Genomic DNA, 23,629 nt, shown 5'->3' with positions numbered 1-23,629 from the left:
ACGCGGGAAGGTTGTGAGTTGCACCACGACTCGCCGCGATGGTTGACAGGTGGTGCGCAACATCGCGTAGTTTGGTCCCTGTCGCCGGGTTCGGACCCGTTCGGGTCGGGTCCGAATCCCGGCGACTTCCAGCGTAGGGATCCGGTCGATGCGCTCGCATCGGTAGGGACTACCTAATTCGCACCGGCGACCGGCAATCGCACCGGCAGGAACGCCGTCAGGTCGGCGCGCGATCCGGACGCGCTGACCCGCGCCTGCGCCACGGCGTCGTCCCAGGTGAGCGACGCCGTCGCGAGCGCGAGCCAGGTCGTCGCGTCCGTCTCGACCACGTTCGGCGGCGTCCCGCGCGTGTGGCGCGGTCCGGGGACGGCCTGCACGGCGGCGAACGGCGGGACCCGCACCTCGACGCTGTTGCCGGGGACGTCGTCCGCCAGGCACTGCAGCGTCCACCGCACGGCGGTCGCCACGACCGGGCGCGACGTCTCCCCCCGCTGCACGGCGGCCAGTGCTGCGCGTCCGTCGGCGTCCTCGATCCTCCTGGGTGGCATCTGCACAGGCTAGCCCCGTGGATCGCGGGCGGCGTGTCGGGCTGGGTAGGGTGATCTGGTGCGAATCCTCGTCCTCGGTTCCGGTGCCCGCGAGCACGCGATCATCACGGCCCTCCTCGCTGAAGGGACGGGCGACGGGCAGGCCGCGCACGTCATCACGGCGGCGCCCGGCAACGCCGGCATCGCCGCCGACGTCGAGACCGTCTCCCTCGACCCGACGAACGGCGCCCTGGTCGCCGAGTACGCGATCGAGAACGGCGTCGAACTCGTCGTCGTCGGGCCCGAGGCCCCGCTCATCGCCGGCGTCGCCGACCCCGTCCGCACCCGGGGCATCCCGGTCTTCGGGCCGGGCAAGGCCGCCGCACAGCTCGAGGGCTCGAAGGCGTTCGCCAAGCGGATCATGGCCGAGGCCGGCGTGCCGACCGGCCGTCCGGTCTCCGCGGGCACGGTGGACGAAGCCGTGGCCGCCATCGACGAGCTCGGCGCACCCTACGTGGTGAAGGCCGACGGACTCGCCGCGGGCAAGGGCGTGCTGGTGACCGAGGACCGCCAGGCCGCCGTCGACCACGCCACGTACTGGTTGCAGCACGGCCCCGTGGTGGTCGAGGAGTTCCTGGACGGCGAAGAGGTCTCGCTGTTCTTCCTGAGCGACGGCCACGACGTCCGGCCACTCAGCCCCGCACAGGACTACAAGCGCCTCGCCGACGGCGACGTCGGGCCGAACACCGGCGGCATGGGTGCGTACTCGCCGCTGCCGTGGCTGGCCGACCGCTGGCCGTCGGAGCAGGCGTTCGTCGACGAGGTCACCGACCTCGTCGCACTGCCGACCGTCCGTCGTCTGGAGCACGAGGGCACGCCGTTCGTCGGCCTGCTCTACTGCGGGCTCATCGTGACCGAGCAGGGCGTGCGCGTGATCGAGTTCAACGCCCGCTTCGGCGACCCGGAGACGCAGGTCGTCCTCCCCCGCCTGGCGACGCCGCTGAGCCAGCTGCTGCTGGCCGCTGCGACCGGGCAGCTCGCCGGCGCCCCGGCGCCCGTGTTCCGCGACGAGGCCGCGGTGACGGTCGTGCTCGCGAGCGAGGGCTACCCGGAGAACCCGAGGACCGGCCGGGTCATCACCGGCATCGACGCCGCCAACGCCCGCGACGGCGTCTCGGTCGCACACGCCGCCACCGGCGTGCTCGACGGTGGACTCGTCGCCACCGGTGGCCGCGTCCTCAGCGTCGTCGCGACCGGGACCTCGTTCGCCGAGGCCCGCGAGCGGGCGTACGCGGGGCTCGGCGACATCGCCCTCGAGGGCGCGCAGTACCGCACCGACATCGCCGCGAAGGTCGCCCGGTGAGCGCCGCCGGACAGATCGCCGGCTGGCGGCACGTCTCGTCGGGCAAGGTCCGCGAACTGTACGTGCCGGAGGGCACCCCCGACATCGCGAGCGCGTCCGAGCTGCTGCTCGTGGCGTCCGACCGGGTCAGTGCGTACGACTTCGCGCTGGAACCGCCCATCCCCGGCAAGGGCGAGCTGCTCACGCGGCTGTCGCGGTTCTGGTTCACGCAGCTCAGCGACGTGCCGAACCACCTGATCGGCCCGTCGTCCGGCGGCACCCCGGTCCCGCCCGAGGTCGAGGCGCGGGCCATGCACGTGATGCCGCTCGACATGTTCCCCGTGGAGTGCGTGGTGCGCGGCTACCTGGTCGGCAGCGGCTGGGCGGAGTACCAGGAGACCGGCAGCGTCTGCGGTGTCGCCCTGCCCGCCGGGCTGTCGAACGGCGACCGCCTGCCGGAACCGATCTACACGCCGGCGTACAAGGCGCCGCAGGGCCAGCACGACGAGAACATCTCGTACGAGCAGACGGTCGACCTGGTCGGCGCCGAGACCGCCGCGACGCTGCGCGAGCGCTCGCTGCACGTCTACACCGAGGCGGCGGCCATCGCCCTGGAGCGGGACGTCGTGATCGCGGACACGAAGTTCGAGTTCGGGCAGGACGCCACCGGCCGGATCCGGATCGCGGACGAGGTCCTGACGAGCGACTCGAGCCGCTACTGGGACGCCCGGTCCGCCGACCGCACCGACTCGTTCGACAAGCAGATCGTCCGCGACTGGCTCAGCGCGCACTGGGACCGCCAGGGCACGCCGCCGGTGCTGCCGGACGAGATCGTCAGCCGCACGGCGGCCCGGTACGCGGAGCTCATCGAGCGCCTCGGCGCCTGACGCGACGTCGAGCGCCCCGCTGCGGCCACCCGCGCGGCCGCGCTACGCGTCGCGCGCCACCACGACCACCGTCAGGTCGTCGCCGGGGTCGTGCTCGGCCGCGCGCTGCCGCACCCGCTGCAGGAAGGTCTCGATGTCCGGCGACTGCCGGTAGAGCGCACCGAGTTCGGACAGCGACGCGAGCGTCGAGTCCCAGAGCTCCAGCGCGCCGTCGGTGACCACGAGCAGGACGTCACCCGGCCGCAGGACGAGCGACCCCGCCGCCCGCGGCAGGCCCGCCGGGTGCAGTCCGATCGGCAGGTCCGACGACCGCATGATCCGCTCGTCGTCCTCGCGGAGCTGCAGGACCAGTCCGTGGCCGGCGTCGGTGAAGTCGAGGCGGCCGGTCGACGGCGTCAAGCGGCCGTGGAACATCGTCGCGAACGACTCGGCGCGACCGAACTCGGGGGCCACCTGCGCCTCGAGTTCGGCGACCGCGACCCCCGGGTCCAGGTCGCCGCGGGCGAGCAGGGCGCCGCGGAGGTTCGCCGCGAGCAGCCCGGCCGACATGCCCTTGCCCATCACGTCCGACACCGACAGGTGCAGCGCGTCCGGGCCGGAGCGGTGCCAGTCGTGGAAGTCACCGGCCACCACGCCGTGCGGGATCGACAGCCCGGCGATCCGGTAGCCGGGCACGTCGACCGCCGGGGGCTCCAGGCCCGTCAGCACGGTGCGCAACCGGTCCTCGTCGGCGCCGGCCGCGAGCTCCCGCTCGGCCCACACCCCGAGTTCCTGCAGCAGCGCGAGGTCGTCCGGCTCGAGCGTGCGGGGCTGCGGGTCGATCAGGCAGAGCGTGCCGATCTTCAGGTCGTCGTCGCCGGCGCGGAGCCCGACGCCGGCGTAGAAGCGGACGTTCGGGTCACCGACGACCATCGGCATGTCCGAGTACCGGTCGTCGGCGCTCGCGTCGGGGACGACCACCGGTCCGCGCTCACCGAGGGTGCGCCCGCAGAAGGTGTCCTGCAGCGGGATGACCGGCCCGAACCGCTGCTCGCTCTGCTGCGAGGCGATCGTCAGCGTGGACTCGCCCGCCAGGTTCAGGAAGGAGCCGGACACCCCGAAGGCCTCGCGGGCGATCCGGGTGATCCGCTCGAAGCGCTCCTCGACCCCGCCCTCGACGATGTCGAGCGCGGTGATCAGGGCAGCGCGGCGGACCGCATCGGCTCCTGCTGGTGCGGGCACGGACGTCGCGGTCTCCGGCTGCATGCGACCACGGTAACGCGCAGACCGGACAGGACCTGTCCCCAGTCCGGAGGGCGCGGTACTCCCCGCGTGTCGGCGTAGCCTGGGAGGCGTGTTCCGCTCCGTCCCCGCAACCGTCCTCGGCGTCGCTGTGGCCGTCGCCCTGACCGGGTGCGGTGCGCACGACTCGACGGGACAGCTCTCCGTCACGGTGTCGGCGAACGCCGCGGAGCACCCGTACGAGGTCGAGGTGTTCGCGTCGACGGGCAAGCGCTCCGAGCACCAGCGGGTGTTCCCGGGCGGCACGGCCGACTTCGCGGGGGTCCCGCTCGGCGAGGTCACCGTCCGCGCCGGCGACCTGTGCCCGCAGTCGACGACCGTCACCGCCGACGGTGTGGCGTCGGTCGCCCTGACGACGACGGGTTGCTGACCGCCGCGCAGCAGCGCGACGGGCACGGTTCACGGCGCGGGCACCCGGTCCCACTCGTCGCCGTACCGCGACAGGACCGTCCAGCGCGAGACCGGCCAGGTCGTCAGGAACGCCCGCCCGACCACGTCGTCGACGGGCACGGTGCCGTGGACGCGGGAGTCGGCCGAGTTCGGTCGGTTGTCGCCCATCACCCAGATCCGTCCCGCCGGCACGGTGACCTCGAAGTCGTCCGCGGCGACGCGGTCCGATCCGGGCTGACGCACGACGTACGGCTCGTCGACCGCGTGGCCGTTGACGGACAGCCGCCCGTCGGCGTCGCAGCACGAGACGGTGTCGCCCGGCAGTCCGATCACCCGCTTGATGAGGTCGTCGCCCTGGCCCATCCCGAGCCAGCCGCCCGGGTCCTGGAACACGACGACGTCCCCGCGCTGCAGCGGCACGAGGCCGGGCACGAGCTCGTTGACGAGCACCCGGTCGCCGACCAACAGCGTGTCCTGCATCGACGCCGACGGGATGAAGAAGGACCGCACCAGGTAGGCCTTCACCAGGAAGGACGCCAGGAGCGCCACCACCACGATGACCACGAGGTCACGGAGGAACCGTCCCGTGCCGCGCGTCGTCCTGGTGGCAGCGTCGTCGGCGGTGCCGGGGCGGTCGGCGGCTCCGGGCTCGCTCAATGCGTCAACACCACCTTCACGGCACCGATCACGAGCGCCACGACGGCGAGCACGATCCCGCCCCACAGCCCGACGAACGTGGGCCGCTGCCCGCTGAACCGCTGCACGAACACACCCACCAGGGCGATGCGCACGACCAGGATGACGAGCGCTGCGGTCTGCGCCCACCCCGCCGGCAGCAGTCCGGCCCACGACGCGGCGTAGAGCACCGCGGGGATCAGGCCCGACGTCGCGATCGGGTTGGCGTTCCGTGCGATCACGACGGCGGACTCACGGCGGTCGGTGTCGGACTCGGTGCCGTCGTCGCCCAGGCCGTGCGCCACCAGGTGCGCGAGCACGTGCGCCAGGTAGGTCAGCACCGCGGTCGCGAGCACCGCCCACACCGCCGCCCCGTGCTCGATCACCTCGGGGTCCACGGCGATGGCGGCGGCGAGCACCGTGATGTTGCCGTAGATGTACGACGACATGCGGTCGCGCACGTGCGACAGCGGGAGGTGGCGCGGATCCGGGCGACCGGCACGGGGCCCTCGCTCGGGGCGGTGCGGCCGACGTGTTGCTCGCATCCGTCCATCTTGGCCCGACCGGCGGGCCGGCGGCGGCAGGAACCGTCCGACGCGCCCGTCCGGGCGGTCGCGTCCGGCAGACTGGGGACCGATCGGCGCGACGGCGCGTCGGACTGGAGGCACGCATGACGTCCGCACGACCCCTCGCCCTGGTGACCGGGGTGGGTCGCCGAGCCGGCATCGGCGCGGCCCTCGCCACCCGCCTGGCGACCGACGGCTGGGACCTCGCCATCTCGTGGTGGGGCCCGTACGACGAGCGTGTGAGCGGCGGGGCCGACCCCGACGGTGTCGATGCCGTGGTGCAGGAGTGCGAGGCCGCGGGCGCACGGGTGACGCGCCTCCCGGTCGACCTGGAGGACCCGGGGCAGGCGGCCGCGCTCGTCGGCCGCGCCGAGACGGAGGCGGGCGCGCCGGTCACGGCCCTGGTCATGTCGCACTGCGAGTCCGTCGACTCCGACTTCCGGAGCACCACGGTGGAGTCGTGGGACCGCCACTTCGCGGTCAACGCGCGGGCGCCGTTCCTGCTCGTGCAGACCTACGCTGCGGCACTCGAGCGCGCGGGCGACGCCGCTCCGCGCGACCGGCGTCGGATCGTGGCGCTGACGAGCGACCACATCGCCTACAACCTGCCGTACGGAGCGTCGAAGGGCGCGCTCGACCGGATCGTGTTCGGGGCGGCGAAGGAGCTCGGCGCCCTCGGCGTCAGCGCGAACGTGGTGAACCCGGGGCCGAACGACACCGGGTGGATGTCCGACGAGGTCAAGGGGTGGGCGGTCGAGGGCACGCCGCTCGGTCGGCTCGGACGCCCCTCGGACACCGCCGCGCTGGTCGGGTTCCTGTGCTCGGAGCAGGGCGCCTGGGTGAACGGGCAGCTGCTGACGTCGGACGGCGGGATCTCGAACCGCGCCTGATCCAGCGGACTGGTTGACGCGTCATCGAATTGGTTGACGCGTCAACCATTCCGGCGCACACTGGGTGCATGCCACCGCACGAACTGCTCGCCTCCGACACCGCGATGGGCGCCGTCACGCTCCGCGTCGCCGACCTCGACGCGATGATCCGGTACTACCGCGACGGCTTGCGACTGTCGCTGCTCTCCCACGACGGCGGCGTCGCCGTGCTCGGCCGGGGCAGCACGCCGATCGTGGTCCTCGAGCACGCCCCCGCGATGCGGCACGCCGGGCCCCGCGAGGCCGGACTGTTCCACACGGCGATCCTGTTCGACTCCCGTGCCGACCTGGCCGCCGCGCTGTACTCGGTCGCCACGCAGTACCCGGCGGGCTTCACCGGCAGCGCCGACCACCTGGTCAGCAACGCGTTCTACTTCACGGACCCCGAGGGCAACGGCGTGGAACTGTACTGGGACCGTGACCGCACCGAGTGGTCGTGGACGCACGGCATGGTCGACATGGACACGAAGTACGTCGACCCGAATGCGTTCCTGCAGTCCCACCTGACGCAGGACGCCCTGGACACCGCCGCGGCACGCCCGGGCAAGGTCGGCCACGTGCACCTGTCCGTCGGCGACGTCGCCACCGCACGCTCGTTCTACGTGGACACGCTCGGGTTCGAGACCACCGCCGGCTTCGGCGAGGCACTGTTCGTCAGCGCCGGCGGGTACCACCACCACATGGCGATGAACACCTGGAACTCCCGCGGCGCCGGGCGGCGACAGCTCGCACTCGGCCTGGGGCTCGTGCGGATCGAGGTCCCCGGCGCCGACGACCTCGGAGCCCTGACCGAGCGCATGCGCCACGGCGGCGTGGAGCTCGCCGACGACGGCCGGACCGTGGCGTTCGACGACCCCTGGGCGAACCGCATCGAGGTGACGACGCCGGGTCGCGGCTGACGCGCAGCGACACCTCGCGCTGCGCGACAGCTCACGCGTGCCCGGACCCGCGGAGTGTCGCCCAGCGCGAAACCTCCCCACGTCGGCCGCGGGACCGGCAGGATGGACGGGTGACTGAGGACATCCGGTGGGAGGTGGTCGAGGAGAGCACCCTGTCGCTCACCGACCACGAAGCGATCGCGGCACTGCTCGGGCAGGCGTTCCCCGACTGGTCGCACTGGTACGTGGGCGGGCGGGACTACGCCGGCATGCAGCCCGAGCGCCGGGTGATCGGCTGGGGCGCCGACGGCACGGTCCTCGCCCACCTCGGCATCCGCCGCATGTTCATCACGGTCGGCGGCCAGGACGTCCTGGTCGGCGACACCGGCATCGTCGCGGTGGCGCCGAAGCTGCAGGGCACGGGCGTCGGTCGCGAGCTGCTGGTGCGGACCAGCGCGGTCCTCGAGGGCCTGCGCGTGCCGTACGGCTTCCTCGGCGCCGGCGAGGACCGCGTCCCGTTCTACGCGCACATTGGCTGGCACGAGGTCGCGGACGCCGTCGGCACCTTCTCGGCCTTCACCGCCGACGGCGTCGGCGTGACCGAGACCGAGCAGGGCGGGTGGATGGTGCTGCCGGTGGCAGCACAGCTCGAGGACTGGCCGACCGGACCGATCATGCTCAACGGCCAGCAGGTCTAGGACGCGACCGACGGACGGACGGGAGGCCCGGTACCAGCTGGTACCGGGCCTCCCGTCCGTCAGGTGCCTGGCGGATCAGGCCTCGACGGCCACCGCCTCCGGGTCCTCGTTCGACCCCGGCGCGCTCGGCACGACCGCGGCACGCACGCGCGCGCCGAGGTCCGGGTCGACGTTGGTCCAGTAGGCGAAGACGCGCTCGCGCAGGTCGTCGCGGGTCACCTTCGAGACGTGCCCGGCGATGTTGCCGACCAGGCGCTCGCGGGCGGCGTCGTCCAGGACCTCGCGGTAGAGCGTGCCGGCCTGGCCGAAGTCGTCGTCCTCGGCGTGCAGCGTGGCGGCGGCGCGCTGCAGGGCGCCGTCGGACTCCCAGCCCGGCGTCTCGTCCGTCGCGGTCGGGTCGGCGTGCGCACCACCGAGGGTGTTCGGCGCGTACACCGGCACCTCGGCCTTCTGGAAGTCGAAGCGCATGGCGCCGTCCTTCGAGTACGAGTGCACCTCGTTCTTCGGGGCGTTCACCGGCAGCTGCGCGTGGTTCGTGCCGACGCGGTAGCGGTGGGCGTCCGCGTAGCTGAAGATGCGCGCGAGCAGCATCTTGTCCGGGCTCGCGGCGATTCCGGGCACGAAGTTCGACGGGGCGAAGGTCGCCTGCTCGATCTGCGCGAAGTAGTTCTCCGGGTTGCGGTTGAGCTCCATCGTGCCGACCTCGATGAGCGGGTAGTCGGCGTGCGGCCAGACCTTCGTCAGGTCGAACGGGTTGAAGCGGTAGCTCGCAGCGTCCTCGTAGGGCATGACCTGCACCTTGAGGGTCCAGCGCGGGTGGTCCTGGCGCTCGATGGCCTCGTACAGGTCGCGGATGTGGAAGTCCGCGTCCTCGCCGGCGATGCGGTCGGCGTCCTCCTGCGTCAGGGTCGCGTGCCCCTGCTCGGTGAGGAAGTGGTACTTCACCCAGAAGCGCTCGCCCTCGGCGTTGATCCACTGGTAGGTGTGCGAGCTGAAGCCGTCCATGTGCCGCCAGCTCGACGGGAGGCCGCGGTCGCCCATGAGCCAGGTCACCTGGTGCGCCGACTCGGGCGACAGGGTCCAGAAGTCCCACTGCATGTCGTGGTTGCGCAGGTGCGAGCCCGGCAGGCGCTTCTGCGAGCGGATGAAGTCGGGGAACTTGATGCCGTCGCGGATGAAGAACACGGGGGTGTTGTTGCCGACGAGGTCGTAGTTGCCTTCGCTCGTGTAGAACTTCAGCGCGAAGCCGCGGGGGTCGCGCCAGGTGTCGGGCGAACCCTGCTCACCGGCGACGCTCGAGAAGCGGGCGAGCATCTCGGTCTGCTGGCCGGGCTGCAGGAAGGCAGCACGGGTGTACCGGCTGACGTCCTGCGTGACGGTGAAGGTACCGAAGGCGCCGCCGCCCTTGGCGTGCACGACCCGCTCCGGGACGCGCTCACGGTTGAACTGGGCGAGCTTCTCGACCAGGTAGTGGTCGTGCAGCGCGAGGGGGCCGTCGGCGCCGACACCCATGGAGTGCTGGTCGCTCGAGACGGGCGCACCGCTGTTGGTCGTGGTGGTCGGGGTGGCGGTCGGCGTGTTCTGGTCGGACACGGTTCCTCCTGTGGTGGGACGTCGGATCGGTCAGGGAAGTTCGGAGGGGCCGGCGTCGTCGCCGGGGGCGTCACGCTCCGCCGCGGCGCAGCGGTCGCAGATGCCCCAGTAGGTGACCTCGGCGGTCGTCACCGCGAAGCCGTGGGTTTGGGACGGCGTCAGGCAGGGCGCGTGGCCCACCGCGCAGTCGACGTCCTCGATCGCGCCGCACAGCGTGCAGACGATGTGGTGGTGGTTGTCGCCGGTCCGGCGCTCGTACCGCGCGGGGCTCCCCGCGGGTTCGATGCGTCGCACGAGCCCGACGCCGGTCAGGGCGTTCAGCACGCCGTAGACCGCCTGGTGGCTCGTGGTGGGGAGCTCGGCCGAGACGGCGGTCAGGATGTCGTCGGCGGTGGCGTGCGGCATCGCGTCGGCCGCTCGGAGCACCGCGAGTCGCGGGGTCGTGACCCGCAGGCCCGACGAGCGGAGCAGATCGGCATCGGCGTCCATGCTGCGCCTCTCTTTTGCAGGGATCAAGACAACACCGCAACTGTACACGAGCGCGGTGCCCGCTCCGTCGCGGCGACCCGACGACCCGACGACCGTCGCCCTCGTCGTCACGATCCGGTCGCGATCGGCTGGGACGGCGCTGATCCGACGCCGGCGCACGCTAGCGTCCGGACATGTCCACGCACCAGGGCCTGCCCGAGCAGGCGAACAGCGCACCGGACGTCCGGGGGATCATCGCGCAGCGGGACCTGGTCGTCGACCTCATCCGGACGGCCTGTGTCGTCCTCGTCGTCATCGTGCACGTCACGATGGTCGGCGTCGCCGCGGACGACCAGGGGGTGCGGGTGACGAGCCCGCTGCAGGAACTGCCCTGGTACGTCGCCGCCACGTGGGTCGGCCAGGTGATGCCGCTGTTCTTCGTGGTCGGCGGGTTCGCGAGTGCGGTCGGCTGGCGCAGCACGGTCGCCCGGGGCGCGCCCGACCCGGCCCGCGACTACGTCGCCACCCGCCTGGTCCGGCTGTTCCGTCCCGCCGTGCCGCTGTTCGTGTTCCTGGCGCTGGGGCTCGGCGTCGCGACGGCCGTCGGCACCCCGCCGGAGCTGCTCGCCGAGGTCGCGTTCGGCATCGGCTCCCCGCTGTGGTTCCTGGCGGCGTACGGCATCACCCAGTGCTGCGTCCCGGTCATGATGCGGCTGCACCAGCGGGCGCCCTGGGCCACCCTCGCCGTGCTGCTCGTGCTCGCCGCGGCGGTCGACGCCGTCCGCCTGGCCACCGGTGTCGCCGAGGTCGGGCTGCTCAACCTCGGCCCGGTGTGGCTCTTCGCGCAGCAGCTCGGGTTCCTGTGGGCCGACGGCTGGTTCGGGCGTCGCTCGAAGGCCCTGCTGCTGGGGATCGCCGTCGCCGCGTACGCCGCGCTCGTGCCGATGACCTCGGTCGGGCTGTGGGCGCCGGACATGCTGCAGGACCTCAACCCGCCGATGCTGCCGCTGGCGTTCCTCGCGATCGCGCAGGCCTGCCTGGTCCAGCTCGTGCACGCTCCGCTCACGCGGCTGATGCAGACCCGGGCGGCGCTCGGTGCGGTGTTCGTGCTCGGCCGCGACGGCATGACCATCTACCTGTGGCACCTGCCGCTCTTCATCGCGCTGAACGGCATCGCGTTGCTCGTCGGGGTGCCGTTCCCGACGCCGGGCTCCGGCCCCTGGTGGGCGTCGCGCGTCGTCGCGCTGGTCGTGGTGCTCGCCGTCGCGCTCGGGGTCGCCCGTGCGCTCCGCTGGTTCGACCGGCCCCTGCCCCGACTGTTACCCGGAGCGGACCGGCCGGCCTGGCCGCTCGTCGCCGCCGCGGCGGTCTGCACGATCGGCCCGGCGTTCCTCGTCATGCAGCTGCATCTGTCGTTCCCGGTCGCGGTCGTCGGTGCCGTCGCCGTCCCGGTGGGGGTCTGGCTCCTGTCCCGCACGGCGCCCGCGCGTGCCCCTGCTCCCACTTCGTGAGCAGGAATGGTCGGGTGCCCGAAGGCGACCCGACCATTCCTGCTCACGAAGTGCGCACGCGCCCTACTTCGACGGGGCCCCCGCGGGCTCGGCGTCGGGCGCGGCGTCCGACTCGGACGTCACCGCACCGGTCTGCTGCCAGGCGACGGTCTGCTTCGGCTTCGCCAGGAACAGCGCCGCGACGATGGCGACGACCAGCACGATCGCCGGCAGGTAGAGCGACTGCCCCATCGCCGTCGCGAACGGCTCCTGCAGGAACTGCGGCAGCGCGCCGACCTGCTGTTCGGCGCCACCGGCGGAGGGCCCGCCGGACGATGCCGGGAAGTTCGCGGTGATCCGCGCCTCCATGAGGGCGGCGATGCCCGCGGAACCCAGGACGGCACCGATCTGGCGCGTGGTGTTGTAGACACCCGAGCCGGCACCGGCCAGCTTCGGCGGCAGGTTGCGCGTCGCCGAGACCGACAGCGGTCCCCACATGCAGGCGTTGGCGAGCCCGAGGAGCGCGCTCGGCAGGAGCACCCAGCCCCACTCGGCGCCGTTCGACAGCAGGGCGCCGAACCAGAACAGGCCCGCCGAGAAGCAGGCGAGTCCGAACGCGGCGACCCAGCGCGGGTTCCAGCGGTTCAGGTTCTTGCCGACGATCGGGGCCAGGGCCGCCGACAGCACGGCCTGCGGCACGAGGAGCAGCGCGGCCTGGGTGGGCGAGAAACGCAGGACGTCCTGTGCCCACAGCATGATCGGCAGGGCGAACGACGCGATCGCGACACCGACGGCCGTGATGGCGACGTTGGCCAGGGTGAAGTTGCGGTCGCGGAACAGGCCGAGCGGCAGCAGCGGCTCGCCCTGCTGCACGCCCTGCCAGACGACGAACGCGGCGAGCACGACGAGGCCGACGATGATGAGCGCCCAGACCGAGATCGGACCCGCGATGGTGCCCCAGTCGTAGGTCTCGCCCTCCTGGATGCCGAAGACGAGCAGGAACAGGCCGACCGCGCTCAGCACGATGCCCAGGTAGTCGAAGCGGTGCCCGTGACGGTCGAACGACGGCACGAAGCGCTGCGCGAGCACGAAGGCGACGACACCGACGGGGACGTTCACGAAGAAGATCCACTCCCAGCCGAAGCCGTCGACGAGCAGGCCGCCCAGGATCGGGCCGACGAGCGACGCGATGCCGGCGACGGCACCCCAGAGGCCCATCGCCGCGCCGCGGTTCTGCGGCGGGAAGATGCGCGTGATGACGGACATCGTCTGCGGGCTCATCATCGCGGCGCCCAGGCCCTGCACGACGCGAGCGACGATGAGCACCTCGATCGACCCGGCCAGGCCGCACCACAGGCTGGCGAGCGTGAAGACGACGAGGCCGATCTGGTACATGACCTTCGGGCCGAAGCGGTCACCGAGCCGACCGGTGATGAGCAGCGGCACGGCGTAGGCGAGCAGGTAGGCGCTCGTCACCCAGATCACGGCGTTGATGTCCGCGTCGAGCTCCTGGGCGATGGTGGGGGTGGCGACCGACACGATGGTCGAGTCGACGAGGATCATGAAGAACCCGACGACGAGCGCCCAGAGGGCGGGCCACGGCTTCTTCTCGGTCGTCCGCGGTGGCGTGACGGTGGTCATCGAGTGGTGTCCTTGCTGTTGGTGGGGAGTTCGGTGGGGACGGCCGGGCCGTCCCAGGGGAGGTCGCCGCCGTCGATGCGGTCGACCGTGGTGCGGAGCCACTCGATCTGCGCGGTGAGCATGGCACGCACGTACGACACGTCGAGCCAGTACCGCTCGGTCAGCTGCTTCGCGTGCACTCGCCGGAGCGCTTCGTCGTACTCGTCGCGCTCCCGCTCGAGCGCGACGATCCGGGCCCGGACGGCATCGACCGCCTCGACCCGCGGCAGGTTCTCGAGCACCGAGAGCGCCAGGTGGAACTCGGGGTACTCGTCGGCGGGCTCGGCCACCATGCGGCGCAGCCCGTCCGCCAGGGCCGTCCGCCCCGCGTCGGTGATCGTGTAGGTGGTGCGTTCGGGCCGGTTGCCGTCGCGGTCGGTGCCGACGACCTCGGCGAGGCCGAGCTCGGCGAGACGGCCGACCTGGTGGTAGAGCGTGCCCGGTCGCACTTTGACGTTCCGCTCCTCCTGGCGGTGGAGCATCGTCTGGAACATCTCGTAGGGGTGCATCGGCGCCTCGTTCAGCAGGTCGAGCGCGGCGAACGCGAGCGGCGTGAGCGACGCCATCCGGGCCTCCTGACAGATCGGTGCGACAGTCTTCCGACTGGACTATTCGACGTCGAATATACGGAGTGGAACACAGGTGAGCAAACGCACAGGACGTTCCCCACAGGAGGCCCGGATCCGTCCCGGCGTGTCGCGCGCGCCCCGTAGACTGGTCGCGTCCCCCCACCCCTGAAGCGCTGGAGAGAACACGTGCCAACGATCGTCGTCGAGGTCATGCCCAAGGCCGAGATCCTCGACCCCCAGGGGAAGGCAGTGGGCAACGCCCTCGCCCGCCTGGGCAAGGCCGACCTGACCAACGTCCGCATCGGCAAGCGCTTCGAGGTGACCGTCGACGGCCCCGTCGACGACGCGAAGCTGGCCGAGGTGCGCGAGATCGCCGCCGACGTCTTCTCCAACGCCGTGATCGAGGACGTCGTCTCGGTGAGCGTGGCCGAGTGAGCGCCATGCGGATCGGCGTCATCACGTTCCCCGGCTCGCTCGACGACCGCGACGCCCAGCGCGCGGTCCGCCTCGCCGGTGCCGAGCCCGTCGCGCTCTGGCACGGCGACCACGACCTGCAGGGCGTCGACGCCATCGTGCTGCCCGGCGGGTTCTCGTACGGCGACTACCTGCGTGCCGGCGCCATCGCGGCGAAGGCCCCGATCATGGCCGAGGTCATCGACGCCGCCGGCAAGGGCATGCCCGTGCTCGGCATCTGCAACGGCTTCCAGATGCTGGCCGAGGCCCGCCTGGTGCCCGGCGCGCACACCCGCAACGCGCACCAGCAGTTCATCCGCCGCGACCAGAAGCTCCGCGTCGAGACCACCTCGACCGCCTGGACCAGCGGGTTCACGGCGGAGCAGGAGATCACGATCCCGCTCAAGAACGCCGACGGCCGCTTCGTCGCGGACGCCGACGAGATCAAGCGCATCGAGGACAACGGCCAGGTGGTGTTCCGCTACGTCGGCGTGAACCCGAACGGCTCCATCGACGACATCGCTGGCGTCTCGAACGAGCGCGGCAACGTCGTCGGCCTCATGCCGCACCCCGAGCACGCGACGGAGGCCGGCTTCGGCCCGGACACCCCCGCCGCCATGGCCTCCGGTACGGACGGCCTGACCTTCTTCACCTCCGTGATCGAGCACGCGCTCGTCAAGTGACAGGGAACAACGACACCGTGACGACCTCCGTTCGCCCGAAGCCCGACACCGTGCAGGACGCGGCGGCCACCCCCGACAAGGAGCAGCCGTACGACGCGCTGGGCCTGAAGCCGGACGAGTACGCCCGCATCAAGGAGATCCTCGGCCGCCGCCCCACCTCGGGCGAGCTGGCGATGTACTCGGTCATGTGGAGCGAGCACTGCTCGTACAAGTCCTCCAAGAACTACCTCCGTCAGTTCGGCAAGAAGGTCACGCCGGAGATGACGAAGAACCTGATGGTCGGCATGGGCGAGAACGCCGGTGTCGTCGACGTCGGCAACGGCTGGGCGGTGACCTTCAAGGTCGAGTCACACAACCACCCGTCCTACGTCGAGCCGTACCAGGGCGCGGCCACCGGGGTCGGCGGCATCGTCCGCGACATCATCTCGATGGGCGCCCGCCCGGTCGCCGTGATGGACCAGCTCCGCTTCGGCGCGATCGACCACGAGGACACCCAGCGCGTCGTGCACGGCGTCGTCGGTGGCATCTCGTTCTACGGCAACTGCCTCGGCCTGCCGAACATCGGCGGCGAGACCTACTTCGACCCGGTGTACCAGGGCAACCCGCTGGTCAACGCCCTCGCGGTCGGCGTCCTGCGCCACGAGGACCTGCACCTGGCGAACGCCTCGGGCGCGGGCAACAAGGTCGTGCTGTTCGGTGCCCGCACGGGTGGCGACGGCATCGGCGGCGCGTCGATCCTGGCCTCCGACACCTTCACCGAGGGCGGCCCGACCAAGCGTCCGGCCGTGCAGGTCGGCGACCCGTTCGCCGAGAAGGTCCTGATCGAGTGCTGTCTCGAGCTGTTCCAGAAGGAACTCGTCGAGGGCATCCAGGACCTCGGCGCCGCGGGCATCTCCTGCGCCACCTCGGAGCTCGCCTCCAACGGTGACGGCGGCATGCACATCTCGCTCGACGACGTCCTGCTCCGCGACCCCACGCTCACCGCCGAAGAGATCCTGATGTCGGAGAGCCAGGAGCGCATGATGGCGGTCGTCCGCCCCGACAAGCTCGACGAGTTCCTGAGCGTCGTCGGCAAGTGGGAGGTCGAGACCAGCGTGCTCGGCGAGGTCACCGGCACCGGTCGCCTCGTCATCGACTGGCAGGGCCAGGAGATCGTGAACGTCGACCCGCGCACCGTCGCCGTCGACGGCCCGGTCTACGACCGCCCGGTCGCCTACCCGACCTGGATCGACGCGCTGCAGGCCGACACCGCCGCCTCGCTCGACCGTCCCTCCGACGGCCCCGCGCTCAAGGCGCAGTTCCTCAGCCTGCTCGGCTCGCCGAACCTGGCGTCGAAGAACTGGGTCACGAACCAGTACGACACCTACGTGCTCGGCAACACCGCGCTGTCCTTCCCCGACGACGGCGGCATGATCCGCGTCGACGAGGAGACGGGCCTCGGTGTCGCGATCGCCACCGACGCGAACGGCCGCTACTGCCAGCTCGACCCGAAGCAGGGCGCCCGTCTGGCCCTCGCCGAGGCGTACCGCAACGTCGCCGTCACCGGTGCCGTGCCCGCAGCCGTCACCGACTGCCTGAACTTCGGCTCCCCCGAGAACCCCGAGGTCATGTGGCAGTTCTCCGAGGCCGTCGAGGGCCTGGCGGACGGCTGCATGGAGCTCGGCATCCCGGTCACCGGCGGCAACGTGTCGTTCTACAACCAGACCGGCACGACCCCGATCCACCCGACGCCCGTGGTCGGTGTGCTCGGCATCATCGACGACGTCGCCAAGCGCGTGCCGTCGGGGTGGCAGGACGACGGCCACAACATCTACCTGCTCGGCACGACCTCGCTCGAGCTCGACGGTTCGGCGTGGGCCGGCACCGTGCACGGGCACCTGGGCGGGCGCCCGCCGGCGGTCGACCTCGAGCGCGAGAAGGCCCTGGCCGAGCTGCTGTACGCGGCGTCGGGCGAGCAGCTCCTGACCAGCGCGCACGACCTGGCGGACGGCGGCCTCGGCCAGTCGCTCGCCGAGTCGGTCCTGCGCTTCGGCATCGGCGCCCGTGTGGTCCTCGACGAGGTCGAGACCCGTGACGGCATCGACACCGCGACGGCGCTGTTCTCCGAGTCGACCGGCCGCGTCATCGTGACCGTCCGCCGCGAGGACGACGTGCGGTTCCAGGGCATGTGCGACGGTCGGGGCTTCCCGGTCCTGCGCATCGGCGTCACCGACGCGACGTCGGGCACGCTCGAGGTCCAGGGCGCGTTCGAGGCGACGGTCGACGAGCTGCGCGGCACCCACGCCGCGACGCTGCCGGCCCGCTTCGGCGACGTGATCGTCGAGGACGTCACCGAGGGGTACGTCGGCCGTGGGCCGCTCGACTCCGACGGTGCGTTCTCGCCGCGCACCGACGCCTAGGCGCCGCTCGCGCATGCCGATCGTCACGCTGCCCTTCGCCGAGCTCGTCGACCGGTTCGGTCCCGTCCCCGACGGTGTCGAGCTGGACGTCTGGGACGTCGAAGCGCCCCACCCCCGCCCGGACGAGGTCGCGATCACGTTCCTGCCGTTCTACTTCGCCGGACGACACCGGTGGCAGTACGTGCACGACCTGCCGGAGCTCCAGCTGCTGCAGCTGCCGAGCGCCGGGTACGAGCACGCGATCCCGCACGTGCCCGGCCACGCCGCGCTGGCGAACGGCCGGGGCATCCACGACGACGAGACGGCCGAGCTCGCCGTCGGCCTCGCGCTGACGTCGCTCCGCGAGATCGCGGCGTTCCAGACCGACCGTGCGAACGGCGTCTGGGACGCCCGCGAGACCCGGTCGTTGGCGGACCGGCGTGTGACGGTCGTCGGGTACGGGGCGATCGGGTCCGCGATCGCGGCGCGCTTCGAGGCGTTCCGCACCGAGGTCACCGTGGTCGCCCGCACCGCTCGCGAGCAGGACGGCCGGCACGTGCACGCATTCGGCGAACTGCCCGAGCTGGCTCGGACGACCGACGTGCTCGTGCTCATCGCGCCGCTCACCGACGAGACCGAGGGGTTGGTCGACGCCGAGCTGCTCGCCGCGCTGCCGGACGGCGCCCTGGTGGTCAACGTGGCACGGGGCAAGGTCGTCGACACCGACGCCCTGGTCGCCGAGCTGCAGTCCGAGCGGCTCTTCGCGGCGCTCGACGTCACGGACCCCGAGCCGCTGCCCGCCGGCCACGCACTGTGGACGACGCCCAACACCGTGCTCACCCCGCACGTCGGCGGCAACACCGACCTGAGCGTGCCGAGGTCGGTCGAGCTCATGCGCAAGCAGGTGGCCGCGCTGGCCGAGGGGCGTCCGTTCGAGAACCTGATCGAGTTCTAGCGGACGCGTTCGGGCTCCCGGACACGCCGGCGTCTCAGCGCGTCCGGGGGCCCGTGCGACGCCAGCGAGTCAGCAACACGCCGGCGTCTCGGCTCCACGCCGCCGAAGGATCGAGACGCCGCCGAGTTCGGGGGCGTCTCGACGTCGTCGGGGTGTCCACCGAACACACCGGCGTCATGCGCGCGCACGAACACGCCGGCGTCATGCGCCCTCAGGAACACGCCGTCGTCATGCGCCCACGCCGAACACGCCGGCGTCATGCGCCCACGAGGACGACAGCGCGCGGAAGCCCCGGCCTCAGAGCGGGACGACGCAGGTCGGCGTACCCACCCGGATCTGTGCGACCGCTCCGCCCGGCAGCCCGTCGGCGTCCAGGGGCAGCACCGCGACGGCGTCGGACATCTGGTTCGCCACCAGGACGAACCCGGGCACCCGGGCGAAGTGCCGCGGCCAGGTTCCGCCGCACGGCACGGACGCCGACATCGTCAGCCCACCGTCGCTGGCGTCGAGCACCACGAGCAGGTCCCGCCCCCGCACCGCGACGTACACGCGGCCGGCGTCGTCGACCTCGATGTGGCTGAGCAGGGACTCCCCCACCTCGCCGTCGAAGGTCGCAGCGGTGGTGACGGTCCGGAACGAGCCGGAGTCGTCGCGCCGCAGCCGGTGCACCCGGCCGTCGAGCTCGCCGGCGACGAACAGGTCGCCGTCGTACCAGGCCATGTGCCGCGGCCCGGTCCCCGGTTCGACGTGGTGCACGCGGAGCGGTTCGAGCACGGTGTCACCCGCACGCCCCTCGGTGTCCACGACGATGCGGAACTCGTGCAGGGCGTCGCCTCCGAGGTCGGCGACCAGCACCGTGCCGTCCGGTGTCGCGACGGACTGGTGGGCGTGCGGGCCGTCCTGGCGGTCCTCGTCGGGACCGGTGGCGTCGGGGAGCACGACGACCGTGACGGCATCGGCCGGTACGGAGCGCTGGTCGGCCTCCCCGTGCAGCACCACGCCGTCGCTGGCGGTCACCGAGGCCGCGTGCGACTCGGCGACGGCGAGCGGGATCGCGGCGACCGTGCCGGAGACGTAGTTCGTGACGACGAGCGCGCCGGACGGGTCGACCCGGACGTGGCACGGGGCGTCGCCGCCGGCGGTGGCGTCCCACAGGTGCTCGAGCGCGCCACCCTGCAGCCGGAAGGCGGACACGCCGCCGTCGTTCTTCTCGGAGACGGCGTAGACCCGGTCACCCGACACGGCGAGGAACGAGGGGTCGTCGAGCACGGCGACGGTCCGGGGCGTCGGGAGCACTCCGGCCGGCCCGCCGTCGACCAGCGAGATGCCGGTGCCGTTCCCACCGCCCGTCGCCGTGTACGAGCCGATGAGCAGCGTCGGGAGTCCGGCGCTCATTCGTCGCGCCCGGCGATGCGCTCGTGGTGGTGGATGACCTCGGCGACGATGAAGTTGAGGAACTTCTCGGCGAAGGCGGGGTCGAGGTGCGAGTCGGCGGCGAGCGACCGGAGTCGTGCGACCTGGATGCGCTCACGGTCCGGGTCGGCCGCCGGCATGCCCGACGCAGCCTTCAGGTGTCCGACGCGCTGGGTGTACTTGAACCGCTCGGCGAGCATGTGGATGACGGCGGCGTCGATGTTGTCGATGCTCTGCCGGATGCTCCGGAGCTCGGCGACGGCCGTCGCGTCGGAGTCGGGCGGGGTGACGTCGTCGTTCATGCACCGAGCCTACTGGCGGACGCGGAGCCGATCCCCGAGGAGTCCTGCGACAATGGGGGCATGTCGGTCCTGCTGGTGATCTCGGGCGTCTTCGCGGTTCTCGCGGGCCTGATCCACGTGTACATCTTCTTCCTCGAGTCCATCATCTGGACCAGTCCCCGGGCTCGCAAGGTCTTCGGCATCGCCTCGGAGACCGACGCCGCCGCCACCCGGTCGCTCGCGTTCAACCAGGGGTTCTACAACCTGTTCCTGGCGATCGGCGCGATCCTGGGTGTCGTGCTCGTCCTGGCTGGCAACACCGTGAGCGGCTGGACCCTCGTGGTCTTCTCGACCGCGAGCATGCTCGGCGCCGCCGTGATCCTGCTCGGGTCGGGCCGCAAGTACGTCAACTCCGCGTTCAAGCAGGGCACGCTCCCCCTCATCGCGCTGCTCTTCGCGCTGCTCGGCTCGACCGTCGCCGTCTAGCGACCCCCACCAGACCGCGAGCGCACGCCAGCGCGCACGGCCCAGCCCGGAAAGCGACAGGGTGCCACCGAACATCGGCGGCACCCTGTCGGTCCAGTGGCACTGACCAGCAGTACCGACCAGCGAGACCAGCCCTAGCCGAGCTTCTCCTCGAACTGCGAAGGCAGCTTGTCCAGTGCCCACTCGATCGCCGCCGTCGTCCCCATCGAGAACGCCGACGAGACGTCCTGGTCGTCGAACACGATCGCGTGCCCGGCCTCGACCGACGGCACCTTCTGGAACAGCTTGTTCGACGACGCCTCGGACGCGTCGACGTAGATCGGCAGGATCAGCGTCAGGTCGGCGTCGAGCAGGTCGAGGTTCTCGTCGGACAGGCGCACCGAGAACTCCTTGCCGGCCTGCTCGTCGATGGCCTCCGGGATCTCGAAGCCCAGGTTGCGCATGAACGTCGAGCGGCTGTCGGTGGAGGCGTAGGCCCCGAAGCCCTCGGAGCTGTACGCACCGACGACGGCGGTCTTGCCCGCGAAGTCCGGGTGCGCCTCGCGCGCCTTTGCGTAGGCGTCGTCGAGGCCGGAGAGCAGCTCCTTGCCCTCGGACTCCTTGCCGAGCGCCTTCGCGATCATCGTGGTCTGCTGCTCGGTCGAGGCGAGGTAGTTCTCGCCGCCCTTCGGGATCGCCACGGTCGGCGCGATGGCCGAGAGCTTGTCGTACCGCTCCTTGTCACCCGACGACTTCACGTCGAGGATCACGTCGGGGTCGAGCTTGAGGATGTCCTCGTAGCTCGGCTCGAGCGTCTGGATGATCTTCGGCGACTCGTCGTACGCCCCCTTCAGCCACGGGCCGACGCCGTCGCCACCGAAGGCGAGCCAGTCGCTCGCGCCGACGGGCTGCACGCCGAGCTCGAGCGCGGTCTCCGCGTCGCCCCAGCCGAGTGCGACGACGCGCTTCGGCTCGGACTCGATCGTCGTGGTGCCGAGGCCGGTCGTGATGGAGACGGGGAACGCCGCGTCGGACGAACCCGAGGACGATCCGGTGGAGGAGTCGGAGCCAGAGGCGCACCCGGCGAGGACGAGGGACGCAGCGGCGACGGCGCCGGCTGCGGCGAGCACGCGGCGGAGACGGAGGGGAGAGTTCACGAAGGGTAGCCTAACCTAACGGGATGCTCAGGAGCACGCCTGGATAGGCTGGGGCACCGTGGCGCCATCTGATCCCGGCCGCACGCACCTCGCGGTGCTCGGCTCCCCCATCGCGCACTCGCTCTCGCCCACGCTCCACGCTGCGGCCTACGACGCGCTCGACCTGCCCTTCACGTACGGGAGGCACGAGGTCGCGTCCGGCGGGCTCGCCGCGTTCGTCGCGGGGCGGGGTCCGGAGTGGCGTGGGCTGAGCCTGACGATGCCGCTCAAGCGCGAGGTGCTGCCGCTGCTCGACCGCACCACCCCGCTCGTCGACGAGCTCGGGGTCGCGAACACGGTCGCGTTCCGCCACGAGGGGTCCACGATCGTCCGAGCCGGCGCCAACACCGACGTGCAGGGGCTGGTGCGCCCGGTCGAGGCGCTCGGGCACCTGCCGGGCGAGGCGACGATCCTGGGCGGCGGGGCCACCGCGGCGAGCGCCCTGACCGCGGCCGTCCGGCTCGGGGCGTCGCTCGTCCGGGTGTTCGTGCGGGACGCCGCGAAGACGCGCGCGCTCGTCGACCTGGCCGTCCGGCTCGGTGTGACGCTCGAGGTCCACCCCCTGACCGAACTCCCCGGCACGCACCACGGGTTCGTCGTCTCGACGCTGCCCGGTGGCGCCGCCGACCCGCTCGACCTGCGTCCGTCGGGGCCCGACGCGGTGCTCTTCGACGTCGCCTACGAACCGTGGCCGACCGCCGCGGCCGGGCGCTGGTCGGACGCCGGAGGCCGCGTGCTGAACGGCCTCGACATGCTCACCGAGCAGGCGATCGGCCAGATCCGGTTCTTCCTGACGGGCGACGAGGACGAGTTGCTGCCCGACGAGGCCGGGGTCCGCCGGGCGATGCGCACCGCGGTCGGCCTGCCCGGAGTGATCGGGCGGTAGCCGCGGAGTCACCGACGACGACGATCAGCCGACCACGCCGTCCACGTAGAACCAGCGGCCCTGCTCGCGGACGAAGTCGCTCGTCTCCTCGAGCGTGCCGCGGTCGTCGTCGGAACGCCACCACGCACGGAACGTGACGGTGCCCCGGGAGTCGAACGGGCCTCCCGAGCTGGTCGCCAGCACGTCCAACCGGGTCCAGCGCTGGGACGGGTCCAGCTCGAGCTCCGCCGGGCGGGTGCGCGGGTGCCAGGTGAGCAGCAGGTACTCCGGCAGGCCGAGCGCGAAGGCGGTGAAGCGGGAGCGCATGAGCCGCTCGGCCGTCGGCGCGACGGCCCCCGCGTGCAGCGGGCCGCAGCACTCGCCGTAGGGGTTCCCGCTCAGGCAGGGGCAGCGCGTCTCGTCGGTGACCACGCCGGAACGCTAGTCGACGATCGAGATCGAGACGGTGATGTTGCCGCGGGTGGCGTTCGAGTACGGGCAGATCTCGTGGGCGCGCTCGGTCAGGCGCTGGCGCTGCTCCCGCTCGGCGGCGGGGGCGTAGACGTCGAGTTCGACGGCCAGGCCGAAGGTGCCGTCGCCGGCGCTGCCGATGCTGACCTCCGCCGAGACCTCGGCGCCGGTGGTGTCGACCTCGAGCTCCCGGCCGGCGGCGTGCAGGGCGCCGAGGAAGCACGCGGCGTACCCGGCGGCGAAGAGCTGCTCGGGGTTGGTGCCCTCGCCGCTGCCGCCCATCTCCCGGGGCGGGCGGGTGTCCAGGTCGAGCCGGTCGTCCTCGCTGCGGACGTGCCCGTCGCGGCCGCCCCCGGTGGCGTGGGCGGCGGCGGTGTAGACGATGTCGAGACTCATGGTCCGAGGTGACCGCCCTCGCCTGGACGATCCCTGAGCAGCAGCACCACGGCGGGCGGAGCGTGGCCCGGGTCACCGCGAGCTCGGGCGTGGCGCGTGC

At 72.0% G+C, this 23,629-nt stretch carries 26 protein-coding genes; 13 read left to right on the top strand and 13 right to left on the bottom strand.

What is annotated here, in order from left to right:
• Positions 1-173: 173 nt before the first annotated feature.
• The gene (locus LEL83_RS08890) at positions 174-548 is read right to left on the bottom strand and encodes a sterol carrier family protein (RefSeq protein ID WP_198657683.1); all 375 of its coding nucleotides are present in this window, start codon (positions 546-548) and stop codon (positions 174-176) included.
• Positions 549-606: 58 nt separating this feature from the next.
• On the opposite strand from LEL83_RS08890, the gene purD reads away from it, so the two are divergent.
• The gene (gene purD / locus LEL83_RS08885) at positions 607-1,890 is read left to right on the top strand and encodes a phosphoribosylamine--glycine ligase (protein ID WP_225558540.1); all 1,284 of its coding nucleotides are present in this window, start codon (positions 607-609) and stop codon (positions 1,888-1,890) included.
• Positions 1,887-2,756: a phosphoribosylaminoimidazolesuccinocarboxamide synthase gene (locus tag LEL83_RS08880; RefSeq protein ID WP_225558538.1), complete on the top strand. Its 870-nt coding sequence runs from the start codon at positions 1,887-1,889 to the stop codon at positions 2,754-2,756. Before purD ends, LEL83_RS08880 begins: the two co-directional genes overlap by 4 nt.
• 42 nt (positions 2,757-2,798) lie before the next feature.
• On the opposite strand, the gene LEL83_RS08875 is transcribed toward LEL83_RS08880, so the two are convergent.
• A complete protein-coding gene (locus LEL83_RS08875) occupies positions 2,799-4,001 on the bottom strand; it encodes a PP2C family protein-serine/threonine phosphatase (RefSeq protein ID WP_225558537.1) in 1,203 nt (400 codons plus the stop codon).
• An 88-nt stretch (positions 4,002-4,089) separates the two neighbouring features.
• Here LEL83_RS08875 and LEL83_RS08870 point away from each other — a divergent pair, with 88 nt between their 5' ends.
• On the top strand, positions 4,090-4,407 hold the full coding sequence (locus LEL83_RS08870) for a hypothetical protein (protein ID WP_198657679.1): 318 nt from the start codon (positions 4,090-4,092) through the stop codon (positions 4,405-4,407).
• 29 nt (positions 4,408-4,436) lie between these two features.
• Here LEL83_RS08870 and lepB read toward each other — a convergent pair whose 3' ends face one another.
• On the bottom strand, positions 4,437-5,084 hold the full coding sequence (gene lepB / locus LEL83_RS08865) for a signal peptidase I (protein ID WP_263867364.1): 648 nt from the start codon (positions 5,082-5,084) through the stop codon (positions 4,437-4,439).
• Positions 5,081-5,563 (bottom strand): hypothetical protein, encoded by a 483-nt coding sequence (locus LEL83_RS08860; RefSeq protein WP_225558536.1) that lies wholly within the window; start codon positions 5,561-5,563, stop codon positions 5,081-5,083. Before LEL83_RS08860 ends, lepB begins: the two co-directional genes overlap by 4 nt.
• A 209-nt stretch (positions 5,564-5,772) precedes the next feature.
• On the opposite strand from LEL83_RS08860, the gene LEL83_RS08855 reads away from it, so the two are divergent.
• The 3 genes from LEL83_RS08855 to LEL83_RS08845 all read left to right on the top strand — a co-directional run bounded on the left by LEL83_RS08855 (position 5,773) and on the right by LEL83_RS08845 (position 8,173).
• Positions 5,773-6,558, top strand: coding sequence for an SDR family oxidoreductase (locus tag LEL83_RS08855; RefSeq protein WP_225558535.1), 786 nt, complete (start codon positions 5,773-5,775; stop codon positions 6,556-6,558).
• Between the two features lie 68 nt (positions 6,559-6,626).
• A complete protein-coding gene (locus LEL83_RS08850) occupies positions 6,627-7,496 on the top strand; it encodes a VOC family protein (protein ID WP_225558534.1) in 870 nt (289 codons plus the stop codon).
• A 110-nt stretch (positions 7,497-7,606) separates the two neighbouring features.
• Entirely contained in the window at positions 7,607-8,173 is a 567-nt protein-coding gene (locus LEL83_RS08845; RefSeq protein ID WP_225558533.1) for a GNAT family N-acetyltransferase, read from the top strand.
• 75 nt (positions 8,174-8,248) lie between these two features.
• Here the strand turns inward: LEL83_RS08845 and LEL83_RS08840 are convergent, their stop codons facing one another.
• Both LEL83_RS08840 and LEL83_RS08835 read right to left on the bottom strand, forming a co-directional pair.
• Positions 8,249-9,766, bottom strand: a complete 1,518-nt coding sequence (locus LEL83_RS08840) for a catalase (RefSeq protein ID WP_225558532.1) — start codon at positions 9,764-9,766, stop codon at positions 8,249-8,251.
• Positions 9,767-9,796: 30 nt separating this feature from the next.
• Positions 9,797-10,255: a Fur family transcriptional regulator gene (locus LEL83_RS08835; RefSeq protein WP_225558531.1), complete on the bottom strand. Its 459-nt coding sequence runs from the start codon at positions 10,253-10,255 to the stop codon at positions 9,797-9,799.
• A 173-nt stretch (positions 10,256-10,428) separates the two neighbouring features.
• Here LEL83_RS08835 and LEL83_RS08830 point away from each other — a divergent pair, with 173 nt between their 5' ends.
• Positions 10,429-11,745, top strand: a complete 1,317-nt coding sequence (locus LEL83_RS08830; RefSeq protein WP_225558530.1) for an acyltransferase family protein — start codon at positions 10,429-10,431, stop codon at positions 11,743-11,745.
• 63 nt (positions 11,746-11,808) lie between these two features.
• On the opposite strand, the gene LEL83_RS08825 is transcribed toward LEL83_RS08830, so the two are convergent.
• Together LEL83_RS08825 and LEL83_RS08820 are read right to left on the bottom strand one after the other, a co-directional pair.
• A complete protein-coding gene (locus LEL83_RS08825; RefSeq protein ID WP_225558529.1) occupies positions 11,809-13,365 on the bottom strand; it encodes a DHA2 family efflux MFS transporter permease subunit in 1,557 nt (518 codons plus the stop codon).
• Complete coding sequence (locus LEL83_RS08820) at positions 13,362-13,970, bottom strand: PadR family transcriptional regulator (RefSeq protein ID WP_225558528.1); 609 nt, start codon at positions 13,968-13,970, stop codon at positions 13,362-13,364. Before LEL83_RS08820 ends, LEL83_RS08825 begins: the two co-directional genes overlap by 4 nt.
• Positions 13,971-14,159: 189 nt before the next feature.
• Here LEL83_RS08820 and purS point away from each other — a divergent pair, with 189 nt between their 5' ends.
• From purS to LEL83_RS08800, 4 genes are read left to right on the top strand one after another with little or no spacing between them, the layout of a single operon-like run.
• The gene (gene purS / locus LEL83_RS08815) at positions 14,160-14,408 is read left to right on the top strand and encodes a phosphoribosylformylglycinamidine synthase subunit PurS (RefSeq protein WP_198657669.1); all 249 of its coding nucleotides are present in this window, start codon (positions 14,160-14,162) and stop codon (positions 14,406-14,408) included.
• A gap of 5 nt (positions 14,409-14,413) precedes the next feature.
• Complete coding sequence (purQ, locus tag LEL83_RS08810; protein WP_198658589.1) at positions 14,414-15,109, top strand: phosphoribosylformylglycinamidine synthase subunit PurQ; 696 nt, start codon at positions 14,414-14,416, stop codon at positions 15,107-15,109.
• Between the two features lie 17 nt (positions 15,110-15,126).
• The gene (gene purL / locus LEL83_RS08805; protein ID WP_225558527.1) at positions 15,127-17,508 is read left to right on the top strand and encodes a phosphoribosylformylglycinamidine synthase subunit PurL; all 2,382 of its coding nucleotides are present in this window, start codon (positions 15,127-15,129) and stop codon (positions 17,506-17,508) included.
• Positions 17,509-17,521: 13 nt separating this feature from the next.
• Positions 17,522-18,442, top strand: a complete 921-nt coding sequence (locus LEL83_RS08800) for a 2-hydroxyacid dehydrogenase (protein ID WP_225558526.1) — start codon at positions 17,522-17,524, stop codon at positions 18,440-18,442.
• Positions 18,443-18,739: 297 nt separating this feature from the next.
• Here the strand turns inward: LEL83_RS08800 and LEL83_RS08795 are convergent, their stop codons facing one another.
• Both LEL83_RS08795 and LEL83_RS08790 read right to left on the bottom strand, forming a co-directional pair.
• Positions 18,740-19,837, bottom strand: a complete 1,098-nt coding sequence (locus tag LEL83_RS08795) for a lactonase family protein (RefSeq protein WP_225558525.1) — start codon at positions 19,835-19,837, stop codon at positions 18,740-18,742.
• Positions 19,834-20,157 carry a chorismate mutase gene (locus LEL83_RS08790; protein WP_198657665.1) on the bottom strand — a complete coding sequence of 108 codons (324 nt, stop codon included), beginning with the start codon at positions 20,155-20,157 and terminating at the stop codon, positions 19,834-19,836. Before LEL83_RS08790 ends, LEL83_RS08795 begins: the two co-directional genes overlap by 4 nt.
• Positions 20,158-20,217: 60 nt before the next feature.
• Here LEL83_RS08790 and LEL83_RS08785 point away from each other — a divergent pair, with 60 nt between their 5' ends.
• Complete coding sequence (locus LEL83_RS08785) at positions 20,218-20,622, top strand: DUF1304 domain-containing protein (protein ID WP_225558524.1); 405 nt, start codon at positions 20,218-20,220, stop codon at positions 20,620-20,622.
• Positions 20,623-20,756: 134 nt separating this feature from the next.
• Here the strand turns inward: LEL83_RS08785 and LEL83_RS08780 are convergent, their stop codons facing one another.
• Positions 20,757-21,758: an iron-siderophore ABC transporter substrate-binding protein gene (locus tag LEL83_RS08780; protein ID WP_225558523.1), complete on the bottom strand. Its 1,002-nt coding sequence runs from the start codon at positions 21,756-21,758 to the stop codon at positions 20,757-20,759.
• Positions 21,759-21,816: 58 nt separating this feature from the next.
• Here LEL83_RS08780 and LEL83_RS08775 point away from each other — a divergent pair, with 58 nt between their 5' ends.
• Positions 21,817-22,683, top strand: coding sequence for a shikimate dehydrogenase family protein (locus tag LEL83_RS08775; protein WP_225558522.1), 867 nt, complete (start codon positions 21,817-21,819; stop codon positions 22,681-22,683).
• Between the two features lie 24 nt (positions 22,684-22,707).
• On the opposite strand, the gene LEL83_RS08770 is transcribed toward LEL83_RS08775, so the two are convergent.
• Together LEL83_RS08770 and LEL83_RS08765 are read right to left on the bottom strand one after the other, a co-directional pair.
• Positions 22,708-23,094: a YchJ family protein gene (locus tag LEL83_RS08770; RefSeq protein WP_198657662.1), complete on the bottom strand. Its 387-nt coding sequence runs from the start codon at positions 23,092-23,094 to the stop codon at positions 22,708-22,710.
• A gap of 9 nt (positions 23,095-23,103) precedes the next feature.
• Positions 23,104-23,529 (bottom strand): organic hydroperoxide resistance protein, encoded by a 426-nt coding sequence (locus LEL83_RS08765; RefSeq protein WP_225558521.1) that lies wholly within the window; start codon positions 23,527-23,529, stop codon positions 23,104-23,106.
• Positions 23,530-23,629: the final 100 nt, after the last annotated feature.

Origin of the sequence: Curtobacterium oceanosedimentum, assembly GCF_020297365.1 — a bacterium.
Classification (GTDB): Bacteria; Actinomycetota; Actinomycetes; order Actinomycetales; family Microbacteriaceae; genus Curtobacterium.
This window is presented reverse-complemented; position numbering and strand designations above follow the sequence as displayed.

What these genes read in the sequence shown, in the direction of transcription:
- LEL83_RS08855 (WP_225558535.1), top strand. Translation starts at nt 5,773, where the DNA reads ATGACGTCCGCACGACCCCTCGCCCTGGTGACCGGGGTGGGTCGCCGA.
- LEL83_RS08890 (WP_198657683.1), bottom strand. Translation starts at nt 548, where the DNA reads ATGCCACCCAGGAGGATCGAGGACGCCGACGGACGCGCAGCACTGGCC.
- LEL83_RS08790 (WP_198657665.1), bottom strand. Translation starts at nt 20,157, where the DNA reads ATGAACGACGACGTCACCCCGCCCGACTCCGACGCGACGGCCGTCGCC.
- LEL83_RS08835 (WP_225558531.1), bottom strand. Translation starts at nt 10,255, where the DNA reads ATGGACGCCGATGCCGATCTGCTCCGCTCGTCGGGCCTGCGGGTCACG.
- LEL83_RS08850 (WP_225558534.1), top strand. Translation starts at nt 6,627, where the DNA reads ATGCCACCGCACGAACTGCTCGCCTCCGACACCGCGATGGGCGCCGTC.
- LEL83_RS08825 (WP_225558529.1), bottom strand. Translation starts at nt 13,365, where the DNA reads ATGACCACCGTCACGCCACCGCGGACGACCGAGAAGAAGCCGTGGCCC.
- LEL83_RS08830 (WP_225558530.1), top strand. Translation starts at nt 10,429, where the DNA reads ATGTCCACGCACCAGGGCCTGCCCGAGCAGGCGAACAGCGCACCGGAC.
- purQ (WP_198658589.1), top strand. Translation starts at nt 14,414, where the DNA reads ATGCGGATCGGCGTCATCACGTTCCCCGGCTCGCTCGACGACCGCGAC.
- LEL83_RS08795 (WP_225558525.1), bottom strand. Translation starts at nt 19,837, where the DNA reads ATGAGCGCCGGACTCCCGACGCTGCTCATCGGCTCGTACACGGCGACG.
- LEL83_RS08785 (WP_225558524.1), top strand. Translation starts at nt 20,218, where the DNA reads ATGTCGGTCCTGCTGGTGATCTCGGGCGTCTTCGCGGTTCTCGCGGGC.
- LEL83_RS08765 (WP_225558521.1), bottom strand. Translation starts at nt 23,529, where the DNA reads ATGAGTCTCGACATCGTCTACACCGCCGCCGCCCACGCCACCGGGGGC.
- LEL83_RS08800 (WP_225558526.1), top strand. Translation starts at nt 17,522, where the DNA reads ATGCCGATCGTCACGCTGCCCTTCGCCGAGCTCGTCGACCGGTTCGGT.
- LEL83_RS08820 (WP_225558528.1), bottom strand. Translation starts at nt 13,970, where the DNA reads ATGGCGTCGCTCACGCCGCTCGCGTTCGCCGCGCTCGACCTGCTGAAC.
- LEL83_RS08875 (WP_225558537.1), bottom strand. Translation starts at nt 4,001, where the DNA reads ATGCAGCCGGAGACCGCGACGTCCGTGCCCGCACCAGCAGGAGCCGAT.